This window comes from Pseudomonas sp. Je.1.5.c (assembly GCF_051129895.1).
Taxonomy (GTDB): Bacteria; Pseudomonadota; Gammaproteobacteria; order Pseudomonadales; family Pseudomonadaceae; genus Aquipseudomonas; species Aquipseudomonas urmiensis.
The window spans coordinates 18574-36474 of sequence record NZ_JBCPSP010000037.1 but is presented as its reverse complement, the minus strand read 5'-3'; the positions used below and the strand labels follow the sequence as shown (position 1 = coordinate 36474).

The window sequence follows — 17901 nt, the reverse complement described above, 5'->3', positions numbered from 1 at the left end:
TGGGTGGATCCTGTGGGCTAGAGGTCGCGGTGGCGGACCTGGACGTTTTTCAGGGTTTGCTGCAGCGACTGGCCGAGGCGTTCGGTCAGGTACACCGAGCGGTGATGACCACCCGTGCAGCCGATGGCGATAGTGACATAGGCGCGGTTGCTGGCGGCGAAGCGTGGCAGCCATTTGAGCAAGTAGCTGGAGATATCCTGGTACATCTCCTCGACATCGGGCTGTGCAGCCAAATAATCGATCACCGGCTGTTCAAGGCCGGAATGCTCACGCAGCTCTGGCTTCCAGTACGGGTTAGGCAGGCAGCGCACATCGAACACCAGGTCGGCATCAACCGGCATGCCCCGCTTGAAGCCGAAGGATTCAACCAAAAAAGCCGTGCCAGGCTCGGGTTGGTTGAGCAGGCGCAGCTTGATCGAGTCACGCAGCTGGTAAAGGTTGAGGTTGGTGGTGTCGATCTTCAGGTCGGCCAAGTCGGCGATCGGCCCGAGCAGTTCGCTTTCAACCCGGATCGCTTCAGCCAGGGAGCGATCGGCGTTGGTCAGCGGATGGCGTCTGCGCGTCTCGGAGAAGCGCTTGAGCAGCGTGTCTTCGTCGGCGTCCAGATACAGTACGTCGCATTGAATGTGCCGCGCGCGCGCCTCTTCGAGCAGCTCTGGGAAGCGCGACAGATGGCTGGGCAGGTTACGCGCGTCGATCGACACGGCAACCTTGGGTTGCATCAGTTCGGTGTTGATCAGCGCATTTTCCGCCAGCTGCGGCAGCAACCCGGCGGGGAGGTTGTCGATGCAGTAATAGCCGTTGTCTTCCAGCACGGCAAGGGCAGTGCTCTTGCCGGAACCGGAACGGCCGCTGACGATGATCAGGCGCATGTTCAGCTCCCGTTTTGTACGTCCAGGACGACCTGGTAGAGGGCCTCGTTGCTGTCAGCAGCACGCAGGCGCTTACGAACGTCCTCGCGATCGAGCATGCTGGCAATCTGGCGCAGCAGCTCAAGGTGGGCATCGGTGGCAGCTTCGGGTACCAGCAGGACGAACAGCAAGTCCACTGGCGCACCATCGATGGCATCGTAGTCGATAGGGGCATCCAGGTGCAGCAGCGCACTGACCGGCGCCGTGCAGCCTTCGAGGCGGCAGTGAGGAATGGCGATGCCATTGCCAAATCCGGTGGAGCCAAGCTTTTCGCGGGCGATAAGCTTTTCGAAGACGTCCTGCATCTCCAGCTCGGGGATTTGCTCGGCAATCACGTTGGCGACCTTTTCCAGGGCGCGCTTTTTACTGCCGCCCGGCACGTTCACGAGGGAACGGCCGGGGGTCAGGATGGTTTCAAGTCGGATCATGGATGAGGGGGATCAGCGGGCGGCTGCACCTTGCAGCAGGCTTTGCTGTTTTTCCTTATGTTTTTTCAATTGGCGGTCGAGCTTGTCAGCCAAAGCATCGATCGCTGCATACATGTCTTGGTGTTCGGCATTGGCAACCACTTCGCCGCCGGGAATCTGCAGGGTCGCTTCAATTTTCTGCTGAAGCTTTTCAACCTTCATGATCACCGTCACGTTGGTGATCTTGTCGAAGTGACCCTCCACGCGGGCGAGCTTTTCAAGCACATAGTCGCGAAGAGGTTGGGTAACTTCTACATGCTGTCCACTGATGTTGACTTGCATACAGCTTCTCCTTTGTTGCCCGTGCATAAAGAGGCAGGTATTGCACCTGCCACACAAACGCTGTGGCACATCCCGGGGCTACATCAGTCGCTTGCGTTCACTCGACGGTGCGATGCCGAGCGACTCGCGGTACTTGGCGACGGTGCGACGGGCTACCTGGATGCCTTGTGCCTCCAGTAAACCAGCGATCTTGCTGTCACTCAATGGCTTTTTCTGATTTTCCGCCGCAACCAATTTCTTGATGATCGCGCGGATCGCCGTAGACGAGCATTCGCCGCCTTCGGCGGTGCTCACGTGGCTTGAGAAAAAGTATTTCAGTTCGTAGATGCCACGCGGGGTGTGCATGTATTTCTGGGTGGTAACCCGGGAAATCGTCGACTCGTGCATGCCCACCGCTTCGGCGATGTCATGCAGAACCAACGGCTTCATCGCCTCGTCGCCATGGTCGAGGAAGCCACGCTGGTGCTCGACGATCTGCGTGGCCACCTTCATCAGGGTCTCGTTGCGGCTTTGCAGGCTCTTGATGAACCAGCGCGCTTCCTGCAGCTGATTGCGCATGAAGGTGTTGTCGGCGCTGGTGTCGGCGCGGCGCACGAAGCCTGCGTACTGCGGGTTGACCCGCAGGCGTGGGATGGCTTCCTGGTTCAGCTCGACCAGCCAGCGCTCGCTGTCTTTGCGCACGATCACGTCGGGCACCACGTACTCAGGTTCGCTGGATTCGATCTGCGAGCCTGGGCGTGGGTTGAGGGTCTGTACCAGTTCGATGACCTGGCGCAGCTCGTCTTCCTTGAGCTTCATGCGGCGCATCAGCTGGCTGTAGTCGCGGCTGCCGAGCAGGTCGATGAAGTCGGTGACCAGGCGCTGGGCCTCGGCCATCCACGGCGTGTTGCCGGGCAGTTGGCGCAGTTGCAGCAGCAGGCATTCGCCCAGGGTGCGCGCGGCGACGCCGGCTGGCTCGAACTGTTGGATGCGGTGCAGAACTGCCTCGACCTCATCGAGTTCGATATCCAGCTCCGGGTCGAACCCTGCGCAGATTTCCTCGAGGGTGTCTTCCAGGTAGCCCTGCTGGTTGATGCTGTCGATCAGGGTGACCGCGATCAGGCGGTCGGTGTCGGACATCGGCGCCAGGTTCAGTTGCCACAGCAGGTGGCTTTGCAGGCTTTCGCCAGCAGAGGTGCGGGTGGTGAAATCCCACTCGTCGTCATCGTTGCTGGGCAGGCTGCTGGCACTGGTCTGGTAGATATCTTCCCAGGCGGTGTCGACTGGTAATTCGTTGGGGATGCGCTCGCTCCATTCGCCGTCCTCGAGGTTCTCGGTGGAGACGGTGCTTTCCTGGAAACTGTTGTCCTGAGCTTCGGCAGCCGGCTTGCTCTCGGCGTTATCGGCCATCGGGTCGCTGTTGTCGAAGTCCTCGCCGTCTTCCTGACGTTCGAGCATCGGGTTGGATTCCAGCGCCTCCTGGATTTCCTGTTGAAGGTCCAGGGTGGAGAGCTGAAGCAGACGAATGGCCTGTTGCAACTGAGGGGTCATCGTCAGTTGCTGGCCCATTTTTAGGACGAGCGATGGTTTCATGGCTGGGGCTTAATACCTTGTTCGCCGGCGCGCATGCGCCATCCACTACACGAAGGGCGCCGCGGCGCCAATTTCAAGCAAGTTATATGCCTTAATTTGTAGCGTTTGCCTAGAGCACTGTAGCACTTAAGCCGGGCAGAGGCCGTTTTACTGGCCGTCTGACAGTGCTCAGGCAAGCCTGGGCATCAGAGTCGGAACTCGTGACCCAGGTAAACTTCCTTGACCAGATCGTTGGCCAGGATGGTCTCGGCATCGCCTTCGGCGATCAGCTGGCCATCGTTGACGATGTACGCGGTTTCACAGATATCCAAGGTCTCGCGGACGTTGTGGTCGGTGATCAGTACACCGATACCCTTGGCCTTGAGGTGGTGGATAATTTGCTTGATGTCGCCCACGGAAATCGGGTCGACACCAGCGAAGGGTTCATCGAGCAGGATGAACTTCGGCGCGGTCGCCAGGGCGCGGGCAATCTCGACCCGGCGACGTTCGCCACCGGAAAGGCTCATGCCGAGGTTGTCGCGGATGTGGCTGATGTGGAATTCCTGCAGCAGGCTTTCCAGCTCCTTGCGCCGGCCATCACGGTCGAGTTCCTTGCGGGTCTCGAGAATGGCCATGATGTTGTCGGCCACCGACAGCTTGCGGAAGATCGAGGCTTCCTGCGGCAGGTAGCCAATGCCGGCGCGTGCGCGACCGTGCATGGGCTGATGGCTGACGTCGTTGCTGTCGATCAGCACGCGGCCCTGGTCGGCCTGGACCAGGCCGACGATCATGTAGAAGCAAGTGGTCTTGCCGGCGCCGTTAGGCCCCAGCAGACCGACGATCTGGCCGCTGTCGATCGACAGGCTGACATCGCGAACCACCTGGCGGCCCTTGTAGCTCTTGGCCAGGTGCTGGGCTTTGAGGGTTGCCATTTACTCGGCCTTCTTCTTCGGCTGGATCACCATGTCGATACGCTGACGTGGCGTGGACACATTGCCGCCACGGCCGGCGGTCGCCACCTGGGACTTGGTGTTGTAGACGATCTTCTCGCCTTCGGTGGTGTTGCCTTCGTTCTCGACCTTGGCGCGGTCGGTGAGGATCACCATGTCTTTCTGCGCCTGGTACTGGATGGTCACAGCCCAGCCTTTCATCTTGTCGGGCTTGGCGGCGCTCTGCTGCTGTTCGAAGTAGGCCAGGTTGCCCACCGAGGTCACCACGTCGATGTCGCCATTGGCGGCACGGGTCATGGTCACGGTGTTGCCTTTGATCATCATCGAGCCTTGGGTGATGATCACATCGCCCTTGTAGGTAGCTACGCCTTGCTTGTCATCCAGGTGAGCGTCGTCGGCCTGGATACGAATTGGCTGGTCACGATCGTTCGGCAGGGCCAAGGCGCTCGCGCTTCCCAGTGCTGCGCTCAGGCTGAGCAAAAAGGGGAGGGTTTTAACGAGCCTCATACTGTCCTCTTACGTTGGACAGCAGGTCCATCCTGCCGTCTTTCAAATACGCTTTCATTCCTTTGCCCGTAGTTGTGCCACCGGCGCCGTCGATTCTAACGGCTTGCTCGGTCTGCGCATATTGCTTCTGCGGGAACACCGTCATGCGGGTGGTAGTGATGATGGTCTCGCGCTGCTTTTCGTCAGTGCGGGCCACTCGAACCTGGTCGATCAGTTCGACCTCGCTGCCATCCGGATTGACCTCGGCGCGCACGCTCTGCACGTGCCACGGGTAGGCGGTGCCACGGTACATGTGCAGGTCTGGGGTGGTCACCAAGGTGACTTCGCTGGCCTTGAGGTGCTCGACCTTGTCGGCAGTCATTTCGTACTGCATCTTGCCGTCAGGCAGGAACTGCACGCTATGGGCGTTGATCGCGTAATAGTCGATGGCGTTTTCATCGACCTGGGTCACCGGCTTGTCGAGAAAGCTCTCGGGGCTGATGTTCCAGTAGCCGACCGCCACCAGCAGCGCGGCGATCACGCTGAACAGTGCGATGTTTTTGGCTTTCTTGCTGAACATGTGCGGCCTTACAGGTAATTGGCGTTGGCAGCGTCCAGGGTGCCCTGGGCCTGCATGATCAGTTCACAGAACTCGCGGGCGGCGCCTTCGCCACCGCGCGCCTGGGTCACCCCATGGGCGTGCTGGCGAACGAACGGTGCGGCGTTGGCCACGGCCATGCCCAAGGCTACCCGGCGGATCACCGGCAGGTCAGGCAGGTCATCGCCCAAGTAGGCGACCTGTTCATAGCTTAGGCCCAGTTCTGCCAGAAGGCCGTCGAGAACCACCAGTTTATCTTCCCGGCCCTGATACAGGTGGGGGATACCCAGGTTCTTGGCGCGGCGCTCGACCACCGGGGTCTTGCGGCCACTGATGATCGCCGTGGTCACGCCCGAGTTCATGAGCATCTTGATGCCCTGGCCGTCGAGGGTATTGAAAGTCTTGAATTCGCTGCCGTCTTCGAGGAAGTACAGGCGCCCGTCGGTCAATACGCCATCGACGTCAAACACCGCCAGCTTGATGGCTTTGCCGCGTTGCAGCAGATCTTGGCTCATTCACATTACTCCAGCGCGCAGCAGGTCGTGCATGTTCAGGGCGCCGCTTGGGCGGTCATCCTGATCGACCACGACCAGCGCGCCGATCTTGTGGTCTTCCATGATTTTCAAGGCCTCGGCGGCGAGCATCTCGGCGCGGGCGGTCTTGCCGTGCACGGTCATGACGTCGTCGATCAGCGTGGTGTGCACGTCAATGTTGCGGTCCAGGCTGCGGCGCAGGTCACCGTCGGTGAACACCCCGGCCAGTGTGCCGTCACGTTCGACGACCACGGTCATGCCCAAGCCTTTGCGGGACATTTCGAGGAGTGCTTCCTTGAGCAGGGTGCCGCGTTGCACCTGGGGCAGTTCGTCGCCCGAGTGCATGACGTTCTCGACCTTCAGCAGCAGGCGACGGCCAAGTGCGCCACCAGGGTGCGAGAAGGCGAAGTCCTCGGCGGAGAAGCCGCGCGCCTCAAGCAGGGCGATCGCCAGCGCATCGCCCAGCACCAGGGCAGCGGTGGTCGATGAGGTTGGCGCCAGGTTCAACGGGCAGGCTTCCTGCTCGACCCGCGCGTCGAGGTTGACCTCGGCGGCCTGGGCCAGCGGCGAGTCGGGGTTGCCGGTGAGGCTGATCAGCTGGATGCCCAGGCGCTTGATCAACGGCAGCAGGGTGACGATTTCAGCAGTGCTGCCAGAGTTGGACAGGGCCAAGATGACATCGTCGCGGGTGATCATGCCCATGTCGCCATGGCTGGCTTCGGCCGGATGGACGAAGAACGATGGCGTGCCGGTGCTGGCAAGGGTGGCAGCAATTTTGTTGCCGATATGCCCGGACTTGCCCATGCCGACCACCACGACCCGGCCTTTGCTGGCCAGGATCAGCTCGCAGGCCTTGACGAAATTGGCGTCGATGCGGGCCAGCAGGCCCTCGACGGCCTCGAGTTCCAGGCGCAAGGTACGCTGGGCGGATTGGATCAGCTCGCTGGATTGGCTCATGTTCGGGAAGCAATGCCTGATGAAAAGGCGGCGATTATAGCCCTAATGTGCGAAAGGCTCATCCTTCGATTGTCATACGGATGTTGCACAAGCCTGTCGTTGGCCTGAACCACTGCGTGGATGGCCTTGGGGCGGGCCTGTCTGCGGTGCTATAGTTCGCCGCTATTCGGCCCGCGGGGGGCGCGTGTGCCTTCACGATGAGGGCAGGCGTCCATTGAGACGAGGCTGTTTTGCAAGGAGTCTAGATGAGTGTGGATAGCGCCTACGCGGTCGAGTTGAAGGGGCTTACCTTCAAGCGCGGTTCGCGCAGCATTTTCAGCAATGTCGACATCCGCATCCCGCGCGGCAAGGTCACTGGCATCATGGGGCCATCGGGGTGCGGCAAGACCACCCTGTTGCGCCTGATGGGCGCGCAGCTGCGGCCTTCGAGTGGCGAAGTCTGGGTGGCCGGGCAGAACCTGCCGAGCTTGTCGCGCGGCGATCTGTTCGATGCGCGCAAGCAGATGGGCGTGCTGTTCCAGAGCGGTGCGCTGTTCACTGACCTCGATGTGTTCGAGAACGTCGCCTTCCCGCTGCGGGTGCATACCCAGCTGTCGGAAGAGATGATCCGCGATATCGTCCTGATGAAGCTGCAGGCCGTGGGCTTGCGCGGCGCCATCGACCTGATGCCCGATGAACTGTCCGGTGGCATGAAGCGCCGGGTAGCCCTGGCCCGGGCTATTGCCCTGGATCCGCAGATTCTCATGTACGACGAGCCGTTCGTCGGCCAGGACCCGATCGCCATGGGCGTATTGGTGCGCCTGATCCGCCTGCTCAACGATGCCCTGGGCATCACCAGCATCGTCGTCTCCCATGACCTGGCCGAGACCGCGAGCATTGCCGACTACATCTACGTGGTCGGTGATGGCCAGGTGCTGGGGCAGGGCACCCCGGACGAACTGATGGGCTCGGACAATCCGCGCATCCGCCAATTCATGAAGGGCGACCCTGACGGCCCGGTACCTTTCCACTTTCCTGCGCCTGACTACCGCGCCGATCTGCTGGGGACGCGTTGATGCGCAGAAGATCCTTACTCGAACGAATCCGCCTGCTCGGGCGCTCGGCCATCGACGTGGTGGCGGTGCTGGGGCGCTCTTGCCTGTTCCTGTTTCATTCGCTGATTGGTCGTGGCGGCATTGGCGGCGGCTTCCAGCTGCTGGTCAAGCAGCTGTATTCGGTGGGCGTGCTGTCGCTGGCGATCATCGTTGTCTCCGGCGTGTTCATCGGCATGGTGCTGGCGCTGCAGGGCTACAGCATCCTGACCAAGTACGGCTCCGAGCAAGCGGTAGGGCAGATGGTTGCGCTGACCTTGCTGCGCGAGCTGGGGCCGGTGGTCACCGCCTTGCTGTTCGCCGGGCGTGCCGGTTCTGCGCTGACTGCCGAGATCGGCAACATGAAGTCCACCGAGCAACTGTCGAGCCTTGAAATGATTGGCGTCGACCCGCTCAAGTACATCGTTGCGCCACGCCTGTGGGCTGGCTTCATCTCGCTGCCGTTGCTGGCGCTGCTGTTCAGCGTGGTCGGCATCTGGGGTGGTTCGTGGGTCGCGGTCGACTGGCTGGGCGTCTACGAGGGCTCGTTCTGGGCCAACATGCAAAACAGCGTTTCCTTTACCGACGACGTGCTCAACGGCCTGGTGAAAAGCCTGGTGTTCGCCTTCGTCGTGACCTGGATTGCCGTATTCCAGGGGTATGACTGCGAGCCCACCTCAGAAGGGATCAGCCGTGCCACCACCAAGACCGTGGTCTATGCCTCGTTGGCAGTCCTGGGTCTGGACTTTATTCTGACCGCCTTGATGTTTGGAGATTTCTGATGCAAAACCGCACCCTGGAAATCGGTGTCGGCCTGTTCCTCCTGGCCGGGATCCTGGCGTTGCTGCTGCTGGCCCTGCGTGTCAGCGGGCTGTCCGCCAGCCCGAGCAGCGATACCTATAAAGTTTATGCCTACTTCGACAATATCGCCGGTTTGACGGTCAGAGCTAAAGTGACCATGGCCGGTGTGACCATCGGCAAGGTCACGGCCATCGATCTGGACCGTGATTCCTATACCGGTCGGGTGACCCTGCAGCTGGACAAAAATGTCGACAACCTGCCAGTCGACTCCACTGCCTCGATCCTGACCGCAGGTTTGCTCGGTGAGAAGTACATCGGCATCAGCGTGGGCGGTGAAGAAGAGGTGCTCAAAGATGACAGCACTATCCATGACACCCAGTCGGCGCTGGTCCTGGAAGATCTGATTGGCAAGTTCCTGCTCAATACAGTTGGCAAAGAACCGAAAGAAGCCACCCCAGCTAATCCAGCTAATTAAGGAGTTTCCATGATCTCGATCCTGCGACGCGGCCTGTTGGTCCTGCTGGCGGCCTTCCCCCTGCTGGCCCTGGCTGCCCCTGGGCAGTCTGCCCGTGAGGTGATCCAGACCACCACCAATCAACTGCTGAGCGATCTGAAGGCCAACAAGGAGCAGTACAAGGCCAGCCCCCAGGCCTTCTACGACGCGCTCAACAGCAACCTTGGCCCGGTAGTCGATGCTGACGGCATCTCCAAGAGCATCATGACCGTCAAGTACTCGCGCAAGGCCACGCCTGAGCAGATGCAGCGCTTCCAGGAAAACTTCAAGCGCAGCCTGATGCAGTTCTATGGCAATGCCTTGCTCGAATACAACAACCAGGGCATCACCGTTGACCCGGCCAAGGGTGAAGAGGGTGATCGCACCAGCGTTGGCATGAAGGTCACTGGCAACAATGGCGCGGTCTATCCCGTGCAGTACACCATGGTCAAGCTGGGCGGCGAGTGGAAAGTGCGTAACGTCATCGTCAATGGCATCAACATAGGCAAGCTGTTCCGTGACCAGTTCGCCGATGCCATGTCGCGCAACGGCAACAATCTGGACAAGACCATCGACGGCTGGGCTGGCGAAGTCGCCAAGGCCAAGCAAACCGCCGACAGCTCGCCGGATAAGGAAGTGCAATGAGCGAAGCCGGCGTGAGCATGACCGAACCAGGCGTTCTGCGCCTGGCCGGGGTGCTGGATTACCGCAGCGGCCCGGCCCTGCGCAAGGAAGGCAAGGCGCTGATCGTCGCCAGTGGCGAGCAACGCCTGGTCCTGGACTGCTCGCAAGTGGTCAAGTCCAGCAGCGTTGGCTTGTCCCTGCTGCTGGCGTTCATGCGTGATGCCCAGGCGGCTGGCAAGTCCTGGGAGCTGCGCGGCATGCCCGATGACATGCGCGAAATCGCCGAGGTCTATGACCTGGATGAAGTATTGGCGGGCTGATTGCCCGACAAGGTGAAAGGCCCCTCGGTCAGCGTGTCCGTTCATGGGCTTCGCAGGCGAGGGGCTTTTTTGTATGATGGCCGACCCGCGCGCACAGGGCGCCGATTGAGGTTGAGCATGCAGGCCGTAGAAGTTAAGAGTTTTCTTGAAGAGAAATTGCCGGGAACCCAAGTCGAAGTTGAGGGTGAAGGCTGCAACTTCCAGTTGAACGTGATCAGCGACGAGCTGGCCGGCCAGAGCCCGGTAAAGCGTCAGCAGGCGATCTATGCTCACCTGAATCCGTGGATTGCCGATGGCAGTATCCACGCGGTAACCATGAAATTTTTCAGCAGCGCAGCCTGGGCTGAGCGCACCTGAGCCTACTTGGCGGCGAGATTCCTATGGACAAACTGATTATTACTGGCGGCGCTCGTCTTGATGGCGAGATCCGCATTTCCGGGGCGAAGAACGCCGCCCTGCCGATTCTTGCAGCGACCCTGCTGGCCGATGGCCCGGTCACCGTCGGCAACCTGCCGCACCTGCACGACATCACCACCATGATCGAGCTGTTCGGTCGCATGGGCATTGAGCCGGTGATCGACGAGAAGCTGGCGGTGGAAATCGATCCACGCACCATCAAGACCCTGGTCGCGCCGTACGAGCTGGTGAAGACCATGCGCGCCTCGATCCTGGTGCTGGGCCCGATGGTCGCCCGTTTCGGCGAGGCCGAAGTGGCCCTGCCTGGCGGTTGCGCGATTGGCTCGCGTCCGGTCGACCTGCACATCCGCGGCCTGGAAGCCATGGGCGCGAAGATCGAAGTCGAAGGCGGCTACATCAAGGCCAAGGCGCCTGAAGGCGGCCTGCGTGGCGCGCACTTCTTCTTCGATACCGTCAGCGTCACCGGTACCGAGAACATCATGATGGCCGCTGCCCTGGCCAAGGGCCGCAGCGTGCTGCAGAACGCCGCGCGCGAGCCGGAAGTGGTCGACCTGGCCAACTTCCTGATCGCCATGGGCGCCAACGTCCAGGGCGCTGGCACCGACACCATCACCATCGATGGCGTCGAGCGTCTGCACTCGGCCACCTACCGGGTCATGCCTGACCGTATCGAAACCGGCACCTACCTGGTGGCCGCTGCCGTCACTGGCGGCCGGGTCAAGGTCAAGGACACCGATCCGACCATCCTCGAAGCGGTCCTTGAGAAACTCAAGGAAGCTGGCGCCGACATCACCACCGGCGAAGACTGGATCGAGCTGAACATGCACGGCAAGCGGCCGAAAGCCGTCAACCTGCGTACCGCGCCGTACCCAGCGTTCCCGACCGACATGCAGGCGCAGTTCATCTCGCTCAACGCCATTGCCGAAGGCACCGGCGCAGTGATCGAGACGATCTTCGAAAACCGCTTCATGCACGTCTATGAAATGCACCGCATGGGCGCCCACATCCAGGTCGAGGGCAACACCGCCATCGTCACTGGCGTGCCAGCGCTCAAGGGTGCACCGGTCATGGCTACCGACCTGCGTGCTTCCGCCAGCCTGGTGCTGTCGGCCCTGGTCGCCGAAGGCGATACCCTGATCGATCGCATCTACCACATCGACCGTGGTTATGAGTGCATCGAGGAAAAACTGCAGATGCTCGGCGCCAAGATCCGCCGCGTTCCGGGTTAATCTGTGACAGGCGCAGGGATGCGCCTACCGAATTTCAAGCGGCCAGGTCACCGACCTGGCTGGCTATAGCCGCTTAAGGACCGACGTTTTCCATGTTGACCATCGCGCTATCCAAAGGCCGAATCCTCGACGATACCCTGCCATTGCTGGCCGAGGCCGGTATCGTGCCGACCGAGAATCCGGACAAGAGCCGCAAGCTGATCATCCCCACGACCCAGGACGACGTGCGCCTGCTGATCGTGCGCGCCACCGACGTGCCGACCTATGTCGAGCATGGTGCCGCCGACCTCGGGGTGGCCGGTAAGGACGTGCTCATGGAGTACGGTGGCCAGGGTCTGTACGAGCCGCTGGACCTGCAAATCGCCCGCTGCAAGCTGATGACCGCTGGTGTGGTCGGTGCGCCCGAGCCCAAGGGCCGGCTGCGTGTGGCCACCAAGTTCGTCAACGTAGCCAAGCGCTACTACGCCGAGCAGGGCCGTCAGGTCGATATCATCAAGCTGTACGGTTCGATGGAGCTGGCCCCGCTGATCAACCTCGCCGACAAGATCATCGACGTGGTCGACACCGGCAATACCCTGCGCGCCAACGGCCTGGAGCCCCAGGACCTGATCGCCACGGTAAGCTCGCGCCTGGTCGTCAACAAAGCCTCCATGAAGATGCAGCACGCACGCATCCAGACACTGATCGACACGCTGCGCAAAGCGGTCGAATCGCGACACCGCGGCTGATTCCTGCGCGCGACCTTCGCTGTCGCGCCCGTCTATCCGCGTCATAGCCAATTTTTCTCAGGTGCCCGCGCGGATCGACTGGTAGCCTAGGGCGCCTGAGCATTCGCTAATAATCGAGGCCCTCGCCATGACCGTGTCCACTGCTATTGCCCGTCTCAACGCCGCTGATCCGGATTTCGCCCGACATCTGGATCATCTGCTGAGCTGGGAGAGTGTGTCCGATGACGCGGTCAACCAGCGTGTGCTCGACATCATCAAGGCAGTGCGCGAACGCGGTGACGCCGCGCTGGTGGAGTTCACCCAGCGTTTCGACGGCGTCAATGCCACCTCGATCGATGACCTGATCCTTGGCCGTGAGCGCCTGGAGCTGGCCCTGACCCGCATTACCCCGGCCCAGCGCCAAGCGCTGGAAAAGGCCGCCGATCGCGTGCGTATGTACCACGAGCGGCAGAAGCAGGACTCCTGGCAGTACACCGAAGCTGACGGCACTGTGCTCGGCCAGAAAGTCACGCCGCTGGACCGCGCAGGCTTGTACGTGCCAGGCGGCAAGGCTTCGTACCCCTCCTCGGTGCTGATGAACGCCATCCCGGCCAAGGTCGCAGGCGTTGCCGAAGTGGTGATGGTGGTGCCGACCCCGCGCGGCGAGCTCAATGAGCTGGTGCTGGCAGCGGCCTGCATCGCTGGTGTCGACCGGGTGTTCACCGTCGGTGGCGCCCAGGCGGTAGCGGCGCTGGCCTATGGCACCGAGAGCGTGCCGCAGGTCGACAAGATCGTTGGCCCCGGTAACATCTATGTCGCCACCGCCAAACGGCATGTGTTCGGCCAGGTCGGTATCGACATGATTGCTGGCCCGTCGGAAATCCTCGTGGTCTGCGATGGCCAGACCGATCCGGACTGGATCGCCATGGACCTGTTCTCCCAGGCCGAGCACGATGAAGACGCCCAGGCCATTCTGGTCAGCCCCGATGGCGAGTTCCTCGACCGCGTGGCGGCGAGCATCGACAAACTGATGCCGACCCTGGAGCGCGCCGAGATCATCGAGAAATCGATCAACGGCCGTGGCGCGCTGATTCAAGTGCGCGACATGCAGCAGGCGATTGAAGTGGCCAACCGCATCGCGCCTGAGCACCTGGAGCTGTCGGTGGCCGATCCGCAGGCCTGGCTGCCGCAGATTCGCCATGCCGGCGCGATCTTCATGGGCCGTCACACCAGCGAAGCCCTGGGCGACTACTGCGCAGGCCCCAACCACGTGCTGCCAACTTCCGGCACTGCGCGCTTTTCCTCGCCGCTGGGGGTGTATGACTTCCAGAAGCGTTCATCGATCATCTTCTGCTCCGAGCAGGGCGCATCCGAGCTTGGCCAAACCGCCTCGGTGCTGGCCCGTGGCGAGTCGCTGACTGCCCACGCCCGTAGCGCCGAATACCGCATCCTTGCCGACAAGAAGGGGAACTGAGCATGAGTAAATTCTGGAGCCCCTTCGTCAAGGACCTGGTGCCTTACGTGCCGGGCGAGCAGCCGAAGCTGACCAAGTTGGTCAAGCTCAACACCAACGAGAACCCCTATGGCCCATCGCCCAAGGCGCTGGAGGCCATGCGTGGTGAGTTGAACGACAACCTGCGCCTGTACCCGGACCCTAACGGCGACCGGCTCAAACAGGCCGTCGCCGAGTACTACGGGGTTATGCCGCAGCAGGTATTTGTCGGCAACGGTTCGGACGAGGTGCTCGCGCACATCTTCCACGGCCTGTTCCAGCACGGCGCGCCGCTGTTGTTCCCCGATGTCAGCTACAGCTTCTATCCGGTGTACTGCGGCTTGTATGGCATCCCCTTCGAGCAGGTGCCACTGGATGAGCAGTTCCAGATCCGCATCGAGGACTACCAAAGGCCCAACGCCGGGATCATCTTCCCCAACCCCAACGCACCGACCGGCTGCTTGATGCCGCTGGCGGTGGTTGAGCAGCTGCTGCAGGCCAATCCCGACTCGGTGGTGGTGGTCGATGAGGCCTACATCGATTTTGGCGGCCAGACCGCCATCAGCCTGGTCGACCGCTACGACAACCTGCTGGTCACCCAGACCCTGTCCAAGTCGCGTTCGCTGGCAGGCCTGCGGGTGGGTCTGGCAGTTGGCCACCCAGACCTGATCGATGCGCTGGAGCGGATCAAGAACAGCTTCAACTCCTATCCGCTCGATCGCATGGCGATTGTCGGTGCGGCGGCAGCGTTCGAAGACCGTGCTTATTTCGAACAAACCTGCCGCAAGGTGATCGACAGCCGCGAACTGCTGGTCGAGCAATTGCAGGGCAAAGGCTTCGAAGTGTTGCCATCGGCGGCCAACTTCATCTTCGCCCGCCATCCGCAGCAGGATGCCGCAGAACTGGCAGCACGCCTGCGCGAGCAGGGCGTGATCGTGCGGCACTTCAAGCAAGCGCGCATCGCTCAGTTCTTGCGGATCACAATTGGCACGCCGGAAATGAACCAGGCGCTGATCGATGCCTTGAGCTGATCGCTCGCCCGCTCTACCTACCGGCCTGTTCACGGCCGGTAGGTTTGTTACTGCCTTAGTCCCGCCTTCCTTTCATCGCTCAAGCTCAGCGCCATCCATACCGATGAATGGCGTTTTCGGCGACCTTGTCTGTGCGGGTTGGCCTTGGATCACCAGGCTGAACACCAGCGCGGTCACGGCCACCAAAGCAATCACTATGGCCAGGCCTCTGTGGTCACGCATCACTCATTTCTCGCTGACGAACGGTAGGCGAAGCGTCACAAAGCCCTTCCGGCCGCGCAACTAGCAATATTACCAGGTGGTTTTCAGGGGCCAGTGTGCTGGAGTAGACTCTAAGAATTCGTAGGATGATTGGGTGAGTGGGCATGGCAACTGAATTAGTCCGTCGCTCCTTGGTGGAAATGGCCGTGGAGCAGCTGCGTGAACGCATCCTCGACGGCGTGTGGACGGTGGGCCAACGTCTGCCGACCGAACCTGAGTTGGCCGCTGAGCTGGGCATCAGCCGCAATACCGTGCGCGAGGCGATGCGGGTGTTGGCGTTCAGTGGCTTGGTGGAAATTCGCCAGGGCGATGGCAGCTACCTGCGTACCGCCCAAGACCCATTGCAGGCAGTGCAGGCGATGTCCCGCTGCACGCCGGAGCAGGCCCGTGAGACGCGGCATATTCTGGAGGCCGAAGCCATTGGCCTGGCGGCCCTGCGCCGCAGCGAAGCGGATTTGCAAGGTCTGCGCGAGGCGCTCAAGGGCAGCGAGGCGCACTTTCATGCCGACCTCGACGCTTACATCGCCTGTGACCTGGTGTTCCACCAGCGCCTGGTCGACGCTGCGCACAACCCAGCGCTGAGTGAGCTGTACCGCTATTTCTCTGGCGTGGTTGCGGCTGCGTTGCAGCGCAACATGAGCGCCGTCCCCCGTTGCCAGTCGGTGTTCGACCTGCATGAGCAGATCCTCGACGCCATCGAGCAACGTGATCCGGAGCGGGCCAAGCGCCTGAGCCGGACCCTTATCGAATCCTGAAAACGAGAAGCCCCATGGCCGAACAACTGACGCGCACTTCCCCTGCCCATGAGCCGGAGCTCGATGAACTGCTGATCGACGCCGAGGCCGATGATGAGCAGGTTCAACAGCAACCGGTGGTGCTGCAGCGCCCCTGGCTCCTGCTGTTGGGCCTGGTCCTGGTGGCCCTGAATCTGCGCCCGGCCTTGTCGAGCATGGCGCCGGTGCTGGGGCAGGTGTCCGAGGGGCTCGGTCTGAGTGCTTCGGCAGCAGGTTTGCTGACCACCTTGCCGGTGCTGTGCCTGGGCTTGTTCGCGCCACTGGCGCCGGTACTGGCGCGCCGCTTTGGCAGTGAGCGGGTGATCCTCGGCATTCTCCTGACCCTGGCCCTGGGCATCGTGGTACGCAGCGCGTTTGGTGCAATCGGGGTGTTCCTCGGCAGCCTGATGGCAGGCGCCAGCATCGGCATTATCGGGGTATTGCTGCCTGGCATCGTCAAGCGCGATTTCCCTCAGCAGGCCGGTACACTGACCGGCGTCTACACCATGGCGCTGTGCCTGGGCGCGGCCATGGCCGCCGGCGCCACGGTGCCGTTGAGCCAGCATTTTGCTGGGAGCTGGGCAATGGGCCTGGGCTTCTGGATGATCCCGGCGTTGTTGGCCATGCTGGTCTGGTTACCGCAGGCACGCCAGGGCCATGGCGCCCACAAGGTGGCCTACAAGGTGCGCGGCCTGTGGCGCGACCCGCTGGCCTGGCAGGTTACGCTGTACATGGGCCTGCAATCGTCGCTGGCGTACATCGTCTTTGGTTGGTTGCCGTCGATCCTGATCGGTCGTGGCCTGAGCCCGACCGAGGCCGGGTTGGTGCTGTCGGGATCGGTGATCGTGCAGTTGATCAGTTCGCTGAGCGCGCCGTGGCTGGCGACGCGTGGCAAGGATCAGCGGCTGGCCATCGTGATCGTCATGTTGGTGACCTTGGCGGGCCTGTTCGGCTGCCTGTATGCGCCGCTGTCAGGGCTGTGGGGCTGGGCGGTGCTACTGGGCCTGGGGCAGGGCGGTACCTTTGCCTTGGCGCTGACGCTGATCGTGCTGCGCTCAAAAGACGCGCACGTCGCTGCCAACCTGTCGAGCATGGCCCAAGGCGTGGGTTACACCCTGGCCTCGATGGGGCCGTTCGCGGTGGGCCTGGTGCATGATCTGACCGGCGGCTGGGCGGCGGTGGGGTGGATCTTTGCCGTGCTGGGCACCGGGGCGATTGTATTTGGCCTGAAAGCCGGGCGTGCGCAGCATGTGCAAGTGGTCAGCGAGCGGGTTTAGCGGTTGTCGGTACCGGCCCTATCGCGGGACAAGCCCGCTCCCACGTAGAGCGGGCTTGTCCCGCGATAGGGGCGACGCAGAAAACATTCATGACTCAAATGGGCATGGCATTGCGCCGCAACGCAGATTATCGTTCAGCTCTTGAGCCCCAGGACGGACACACCCATGAGCGACGCCAACCAAGCCCTGATCACCCGCTTCTACCAGGCCTTCCAGCGCCTCGATGCCGAAGCGATGGTGGCCTGCTACAGCGCTGATGTCGAATTCAGCGACCCGGTCTTCGGCACCTTGCGCGGCCAGGATGCCGGCGACATGTGGCGTCTGCTCACCACTCGCGCCAAGGATTTCAGCCTGACCTTCGATCAAGTGCGTGCCAACCAGGACAGCGGCTGCGCGCATTGGGTGGCCACCTACCTGTTCAGCCAGACCGGCCGGGTGGTGATCAACGATATTCAGGCACGCTTCGTCATTCGCGACGGCCTGATCAGCCAGCACCACGACAGCTTCGACCTCTGGCGCTGGTCACGCCAGGCCCTGGGCATGCCAGGGGTGCTGCTGGGCTGGTCGCCGATGTTGCAGAACAAGGTTCGCCAACAGGCGTTCAAGGGTTTGCGGGCGTTTCAGCAGGCGCGTTGAGCGGGTAAGCTTGGCGCCTTCCCGTTGGCTTGAAT

The 17901-nt window shown here is 61.9% G+C and carries 23 protein-coding genes; 13 read left to right on the top strand and 10 right to left on the bottom strand.

What is annotated here, in order from left to right; genetic code table 11:
- Window positions 1-17: 17 nt before the first annotated feature.
- The 9 genes from rapZ to AAZU54_RS21575 form a co-directional block, all read right to left on the bottom strand.
- A complete protein-coding gene (gene rapZ / locus AAZU54_RS21615) occupies window positions 18-872 on the bottom strand; it encodes an RNase adapter RapZ (RefSeq protein WP_186554023.1) in 855 nt (284 codons plus the stop codon).
- A gap of 2 nt (window positions 873-874) precedes the next feature.
- Window positions 875-1339 carry a PTS IIA-like nitrogen regulatory protein PtsN gene (gene ptsN, locus AAZU54_RS21610; RefSeq protein ID WP_186554022.1) on the bottom strand — a complete coding sequence of 155 codons (465 nt, stop codon included), beginning with the start codon at window positions 1337-1339 and terminating at the stop codon, window positions 875-877.
- Window positions 1340-1351: 12 nt separating this feature from the next.
- The gene (gene hpf / locus AAZU54_RS21605) at window positions 1352-1660 is read right to left on the bottom strand and encodes a ribosome hibernation-promoting factor, HPF/YfiA family (protein ID WP_023629086.1); all 309 of its coding nucleotides are present in this window, start codon (window positions 1658-1660) and stop codon (window positions 1352-1354) included.
- A 78-nt stretch (window positions 1661-1738) separates the two neighbouring features.
- Window positions 1739-3232: an RNA polymerase factor sigma-54 gene (locus tag AAZU54_RS21600; RefSeq protein ID WP_186554021.1), complete on the bottom strand. Its 1494-nt coding sequence runs from the start codon at window positions 3230-3232 to the stop codon at window positions 1739-1741.
- A gap of 185 nt (window positions 3233-3417) precedes the next feature.
- Window positions 3418-4143 carry an LPS export ABC transporter ATP-binding protein gene (gene lptB, locus AAZU54_RS21595; protein ID WP_186554020.1) on the bottom strand — a complete coding sequence of 242 codons (726 nt, stop codon included), beginning with the start codon at window positions 4141-4143 and terminating at the stop codon, window positions 3418-3420.
- Window positions 4144-4668, bottom strand: coding sequence for a lipopolysaccharide transport periplasmic protein LptA (gene lptA / locus AAZU54_RS21590; RefSeq protein ID WP_434727658.1), 525 nt, complete (start codon window positions 4666-4668; stop codon window positions 4144-4146).
- On the bottom strand, window positions 4655-5227 hold the full coding sequence (lptC, locus tag AAZU54_RS21585) for an LPS export ABC transporter periplasmic protein LptC (RefSeq protein ID WP_186554018.1): 573 nt from the start codon (window positions 5225-5227) through the stop codon (window positions 4655-4657). Before lptC ends, lptA begins: the two co-directional genes overlap by 14 nt.
- 8 nt (window positions 5228-5235) lie before the next feature.
- Entirely contained in the window at window positions 5236-5760 is a 525-nt protein-coding gene (locus AAZU54_RS21580) for a KdsC family phosphatase (RefSeq protein WP_186554017.1), read from the bottom strand.
- Window positions 5761-6735 (bottom strand): KpsF/GutQ family sugar-phosphate isomerase, encoded by a 975-nt coding sequence (locus tag AAZU54_RS21575; RefSeq protein ID WP_312152264.1) that lies wholly within the window; start codon window positions 6733-6735, stop codon window positions 5761-5763.
- 245 nt (window positions 6736-6980) lie between these two features.
- Here AAZU54_RS21575 and AAZU54_RS21570 point away from each other — a divergent pair, with 245 nt between their 5' ends.
- The 10 genes from AAZU54_RS21570 (at window position 6981) to hisC (ending at window position 14919) form a co-directional block, all read left to right on the top strand.
- The gene (locus tag AAZU54_RS21570) at window positions 6981-7790 is read left to right on the top strand and encodes an ATP-binding cassette domain-containing protein (RefSeq protein ID WP_186554015.1); all 810 of its coding nucleotides are present in this window, start codon (window positions 6981-6983) and stop codon (window positions 7788-7790) included.
- The gene (gene mlaE / locus AAZU54_RS21565; protein WP_186554014.1) at window positions 7790-8587 is read left to right on the top strand and encodes a lipid asymmetry maintenance ABC transporter permease subunit MlaE; all 798 of its coding nucleotides are present in this window, start codon (window positions 7790-7792) and stop codon (window positions 8585-8587) included. Before AAZU54_RS21570 ends, mlaE begins: the two co-directional genes overlap by 1 nt.
- Entirely contained in the window at window positions 8587-9081 is a 495-nt protein-coding gene (mlaD, locus tag AAZU54_RS21560; protein ID WP_186554013.1) for an outer membrane lipid asymmetry maintenance protein MlaD, read from the top strand. The genes mlaE and mlaD overlap by 1 nt, the downstream gene beginning before the upstream one ends.
- A gap of 9 nt (window positions 9082-9090) precedes the next feature.
- The gene (locus AAZU54_RS21555) at window positions 9091-9744 is read left to right on the top strand and encodes an MlaC/ttg2D family ABC transporter substrate-binding protein (RefSeq protein ID WP_186554012.1); all 654 of its coding nucleotides are present in this window, start codon (window positions 9091-9093) and stop codon (window positions 9742-9744) included.
- Window positions 9741-10043: an STAS domain-containing protein gene (locus AAZU54_RS21550; RefSeq protein ID WP_186554011.1), complete on the top strand. Its 303-nt coding sequence runs from the start codon at window positions 9741-9743 to the stop codon at window positions 10041-10043. The genes AAZU54_RS21555 and AAZU54_RS21550 overlap by 4 nt, the downstream gene beginning before the upstream one ends.
- 117 nt (window positions 10044-10160) lie before the next feature.
- Complete coding sequence (locus AAZU54_RS21545; RefSeq protein ID WP_186554010.1) at window positions 10161-10400, top strand: BolA family protein; 240 nt, start codon at window positions 10161-10163, stop codon at window positions 10398-10400.
- Between the two features lie 23 nt (window positions 10401-10423).
- A complete protein-coding gene (gene murA / locus AAZU54_RS21540) occupies window positions 10424-11689 on the top strand; it encodes a UDP-N-acetylglucosamine 1-carboxyvinyltransferase (protein WP_186554009.1) in 1266 nt (421 codons plus the stop codon).
- Between the two features lie 92 nt (window positions 11690-11781).
- On the top strand, window positions 11782-12417 hold the full coding sequence (gene hisG, locus AAZU54_RS21535; RefSeq protein ID WP_186554008.1) for an ATP phosphoribosyltransferase: 636 nt from the start codon (window positions 11782-11784) through the stop codon (window positions 12415-12417).
- A 127-nt stretch (window positions 12418-12544) separates the two neighbouring features.
- Window positions 12545-13870 (top strand): histidinol dehydrogenase, encoded by a 1326-nt coding sequence (gene hisD, locus AAZU54_RS21530; protein WP_312152997.1) that lies wholly within the window; start codon window positions 12545-12547, stop codon window positions 13868-13870.
- 2 nt (window positions 13871-13872) lie between these two features.
- On the top strand, window positions 13873-14919 hold the full coding sequence (gene hisC, locus AAZU54_RS21525) for a histidinol-phosphate transaminase (RefSeq protein WP_434727657.1): 1047 nt from the start codon (window positions 13873-13875) through the stop codon (window positions 14917-14919).
- A 72-nt stretch (window positions 14920-14991) separates the two neighbouring features.
- Here hisC and AAZU54_RS21520 read toward each other — a convergent pair whose 3' ends face one another.
- Window positions 14992-15141, bottom strand: coding sequence for a hypothetical protein (locus AAZU54_RS21520; protein WP_312153000.1), 150 nt, complete (start codon window positions 15139-15141; stop codon window positions 14992-14994).
- 143 nt (window positions 15142-15284) lie between these two features.
- Between AAZU54_RS21520 and AAZU54_RS21515 the strand changes: the two genes are divergently transcribed.
- The 3 genes from AAZU54_RS21515 (at window position 15285) to AAZU54_RS21505 (ending at window position 17866) form a co-directional block, all read left to right on the top strand.
- Window positions 15285-15935 (top strand): FadR/GntR family transcriptional regulator, encoded by a 651-nt coding sequence (locus AAZU54_RS21515; protein WP_186554004.1) that lies wholly within the window; start codon window positions 15285-15287, stop codon window positions 15933-15935.
- Window positions 15936-15949: 14 nt separating this feature from the next.
- The gene (locus tag AAZU54_RS21510) at window positions 15950-17230 is read left to right on the top strand and encodes a CynX/NimT family MFS transporter (protein ID WP_186554003.1); all 1281 of its coding nucleotides are present in this window, start codon (window positions 15950-15952) and stop codon (window positions 17228-17230) included.
- Window positions 17231-17395: 165 nt separating this feature from the next.
- On the top strand, window positions 17396-17866 hold the full coding sequence (locus AAZU54_RS21505; RefSeq protein ID WP_312153002.1) for a nuclear transport factor 2 family protein: 471 nt from the start codon (window positions 17396-17398) through the stop codon (window positions 17864-17866).
- Window positions 17867-17901: the final 35 nt, after the last annotated feature.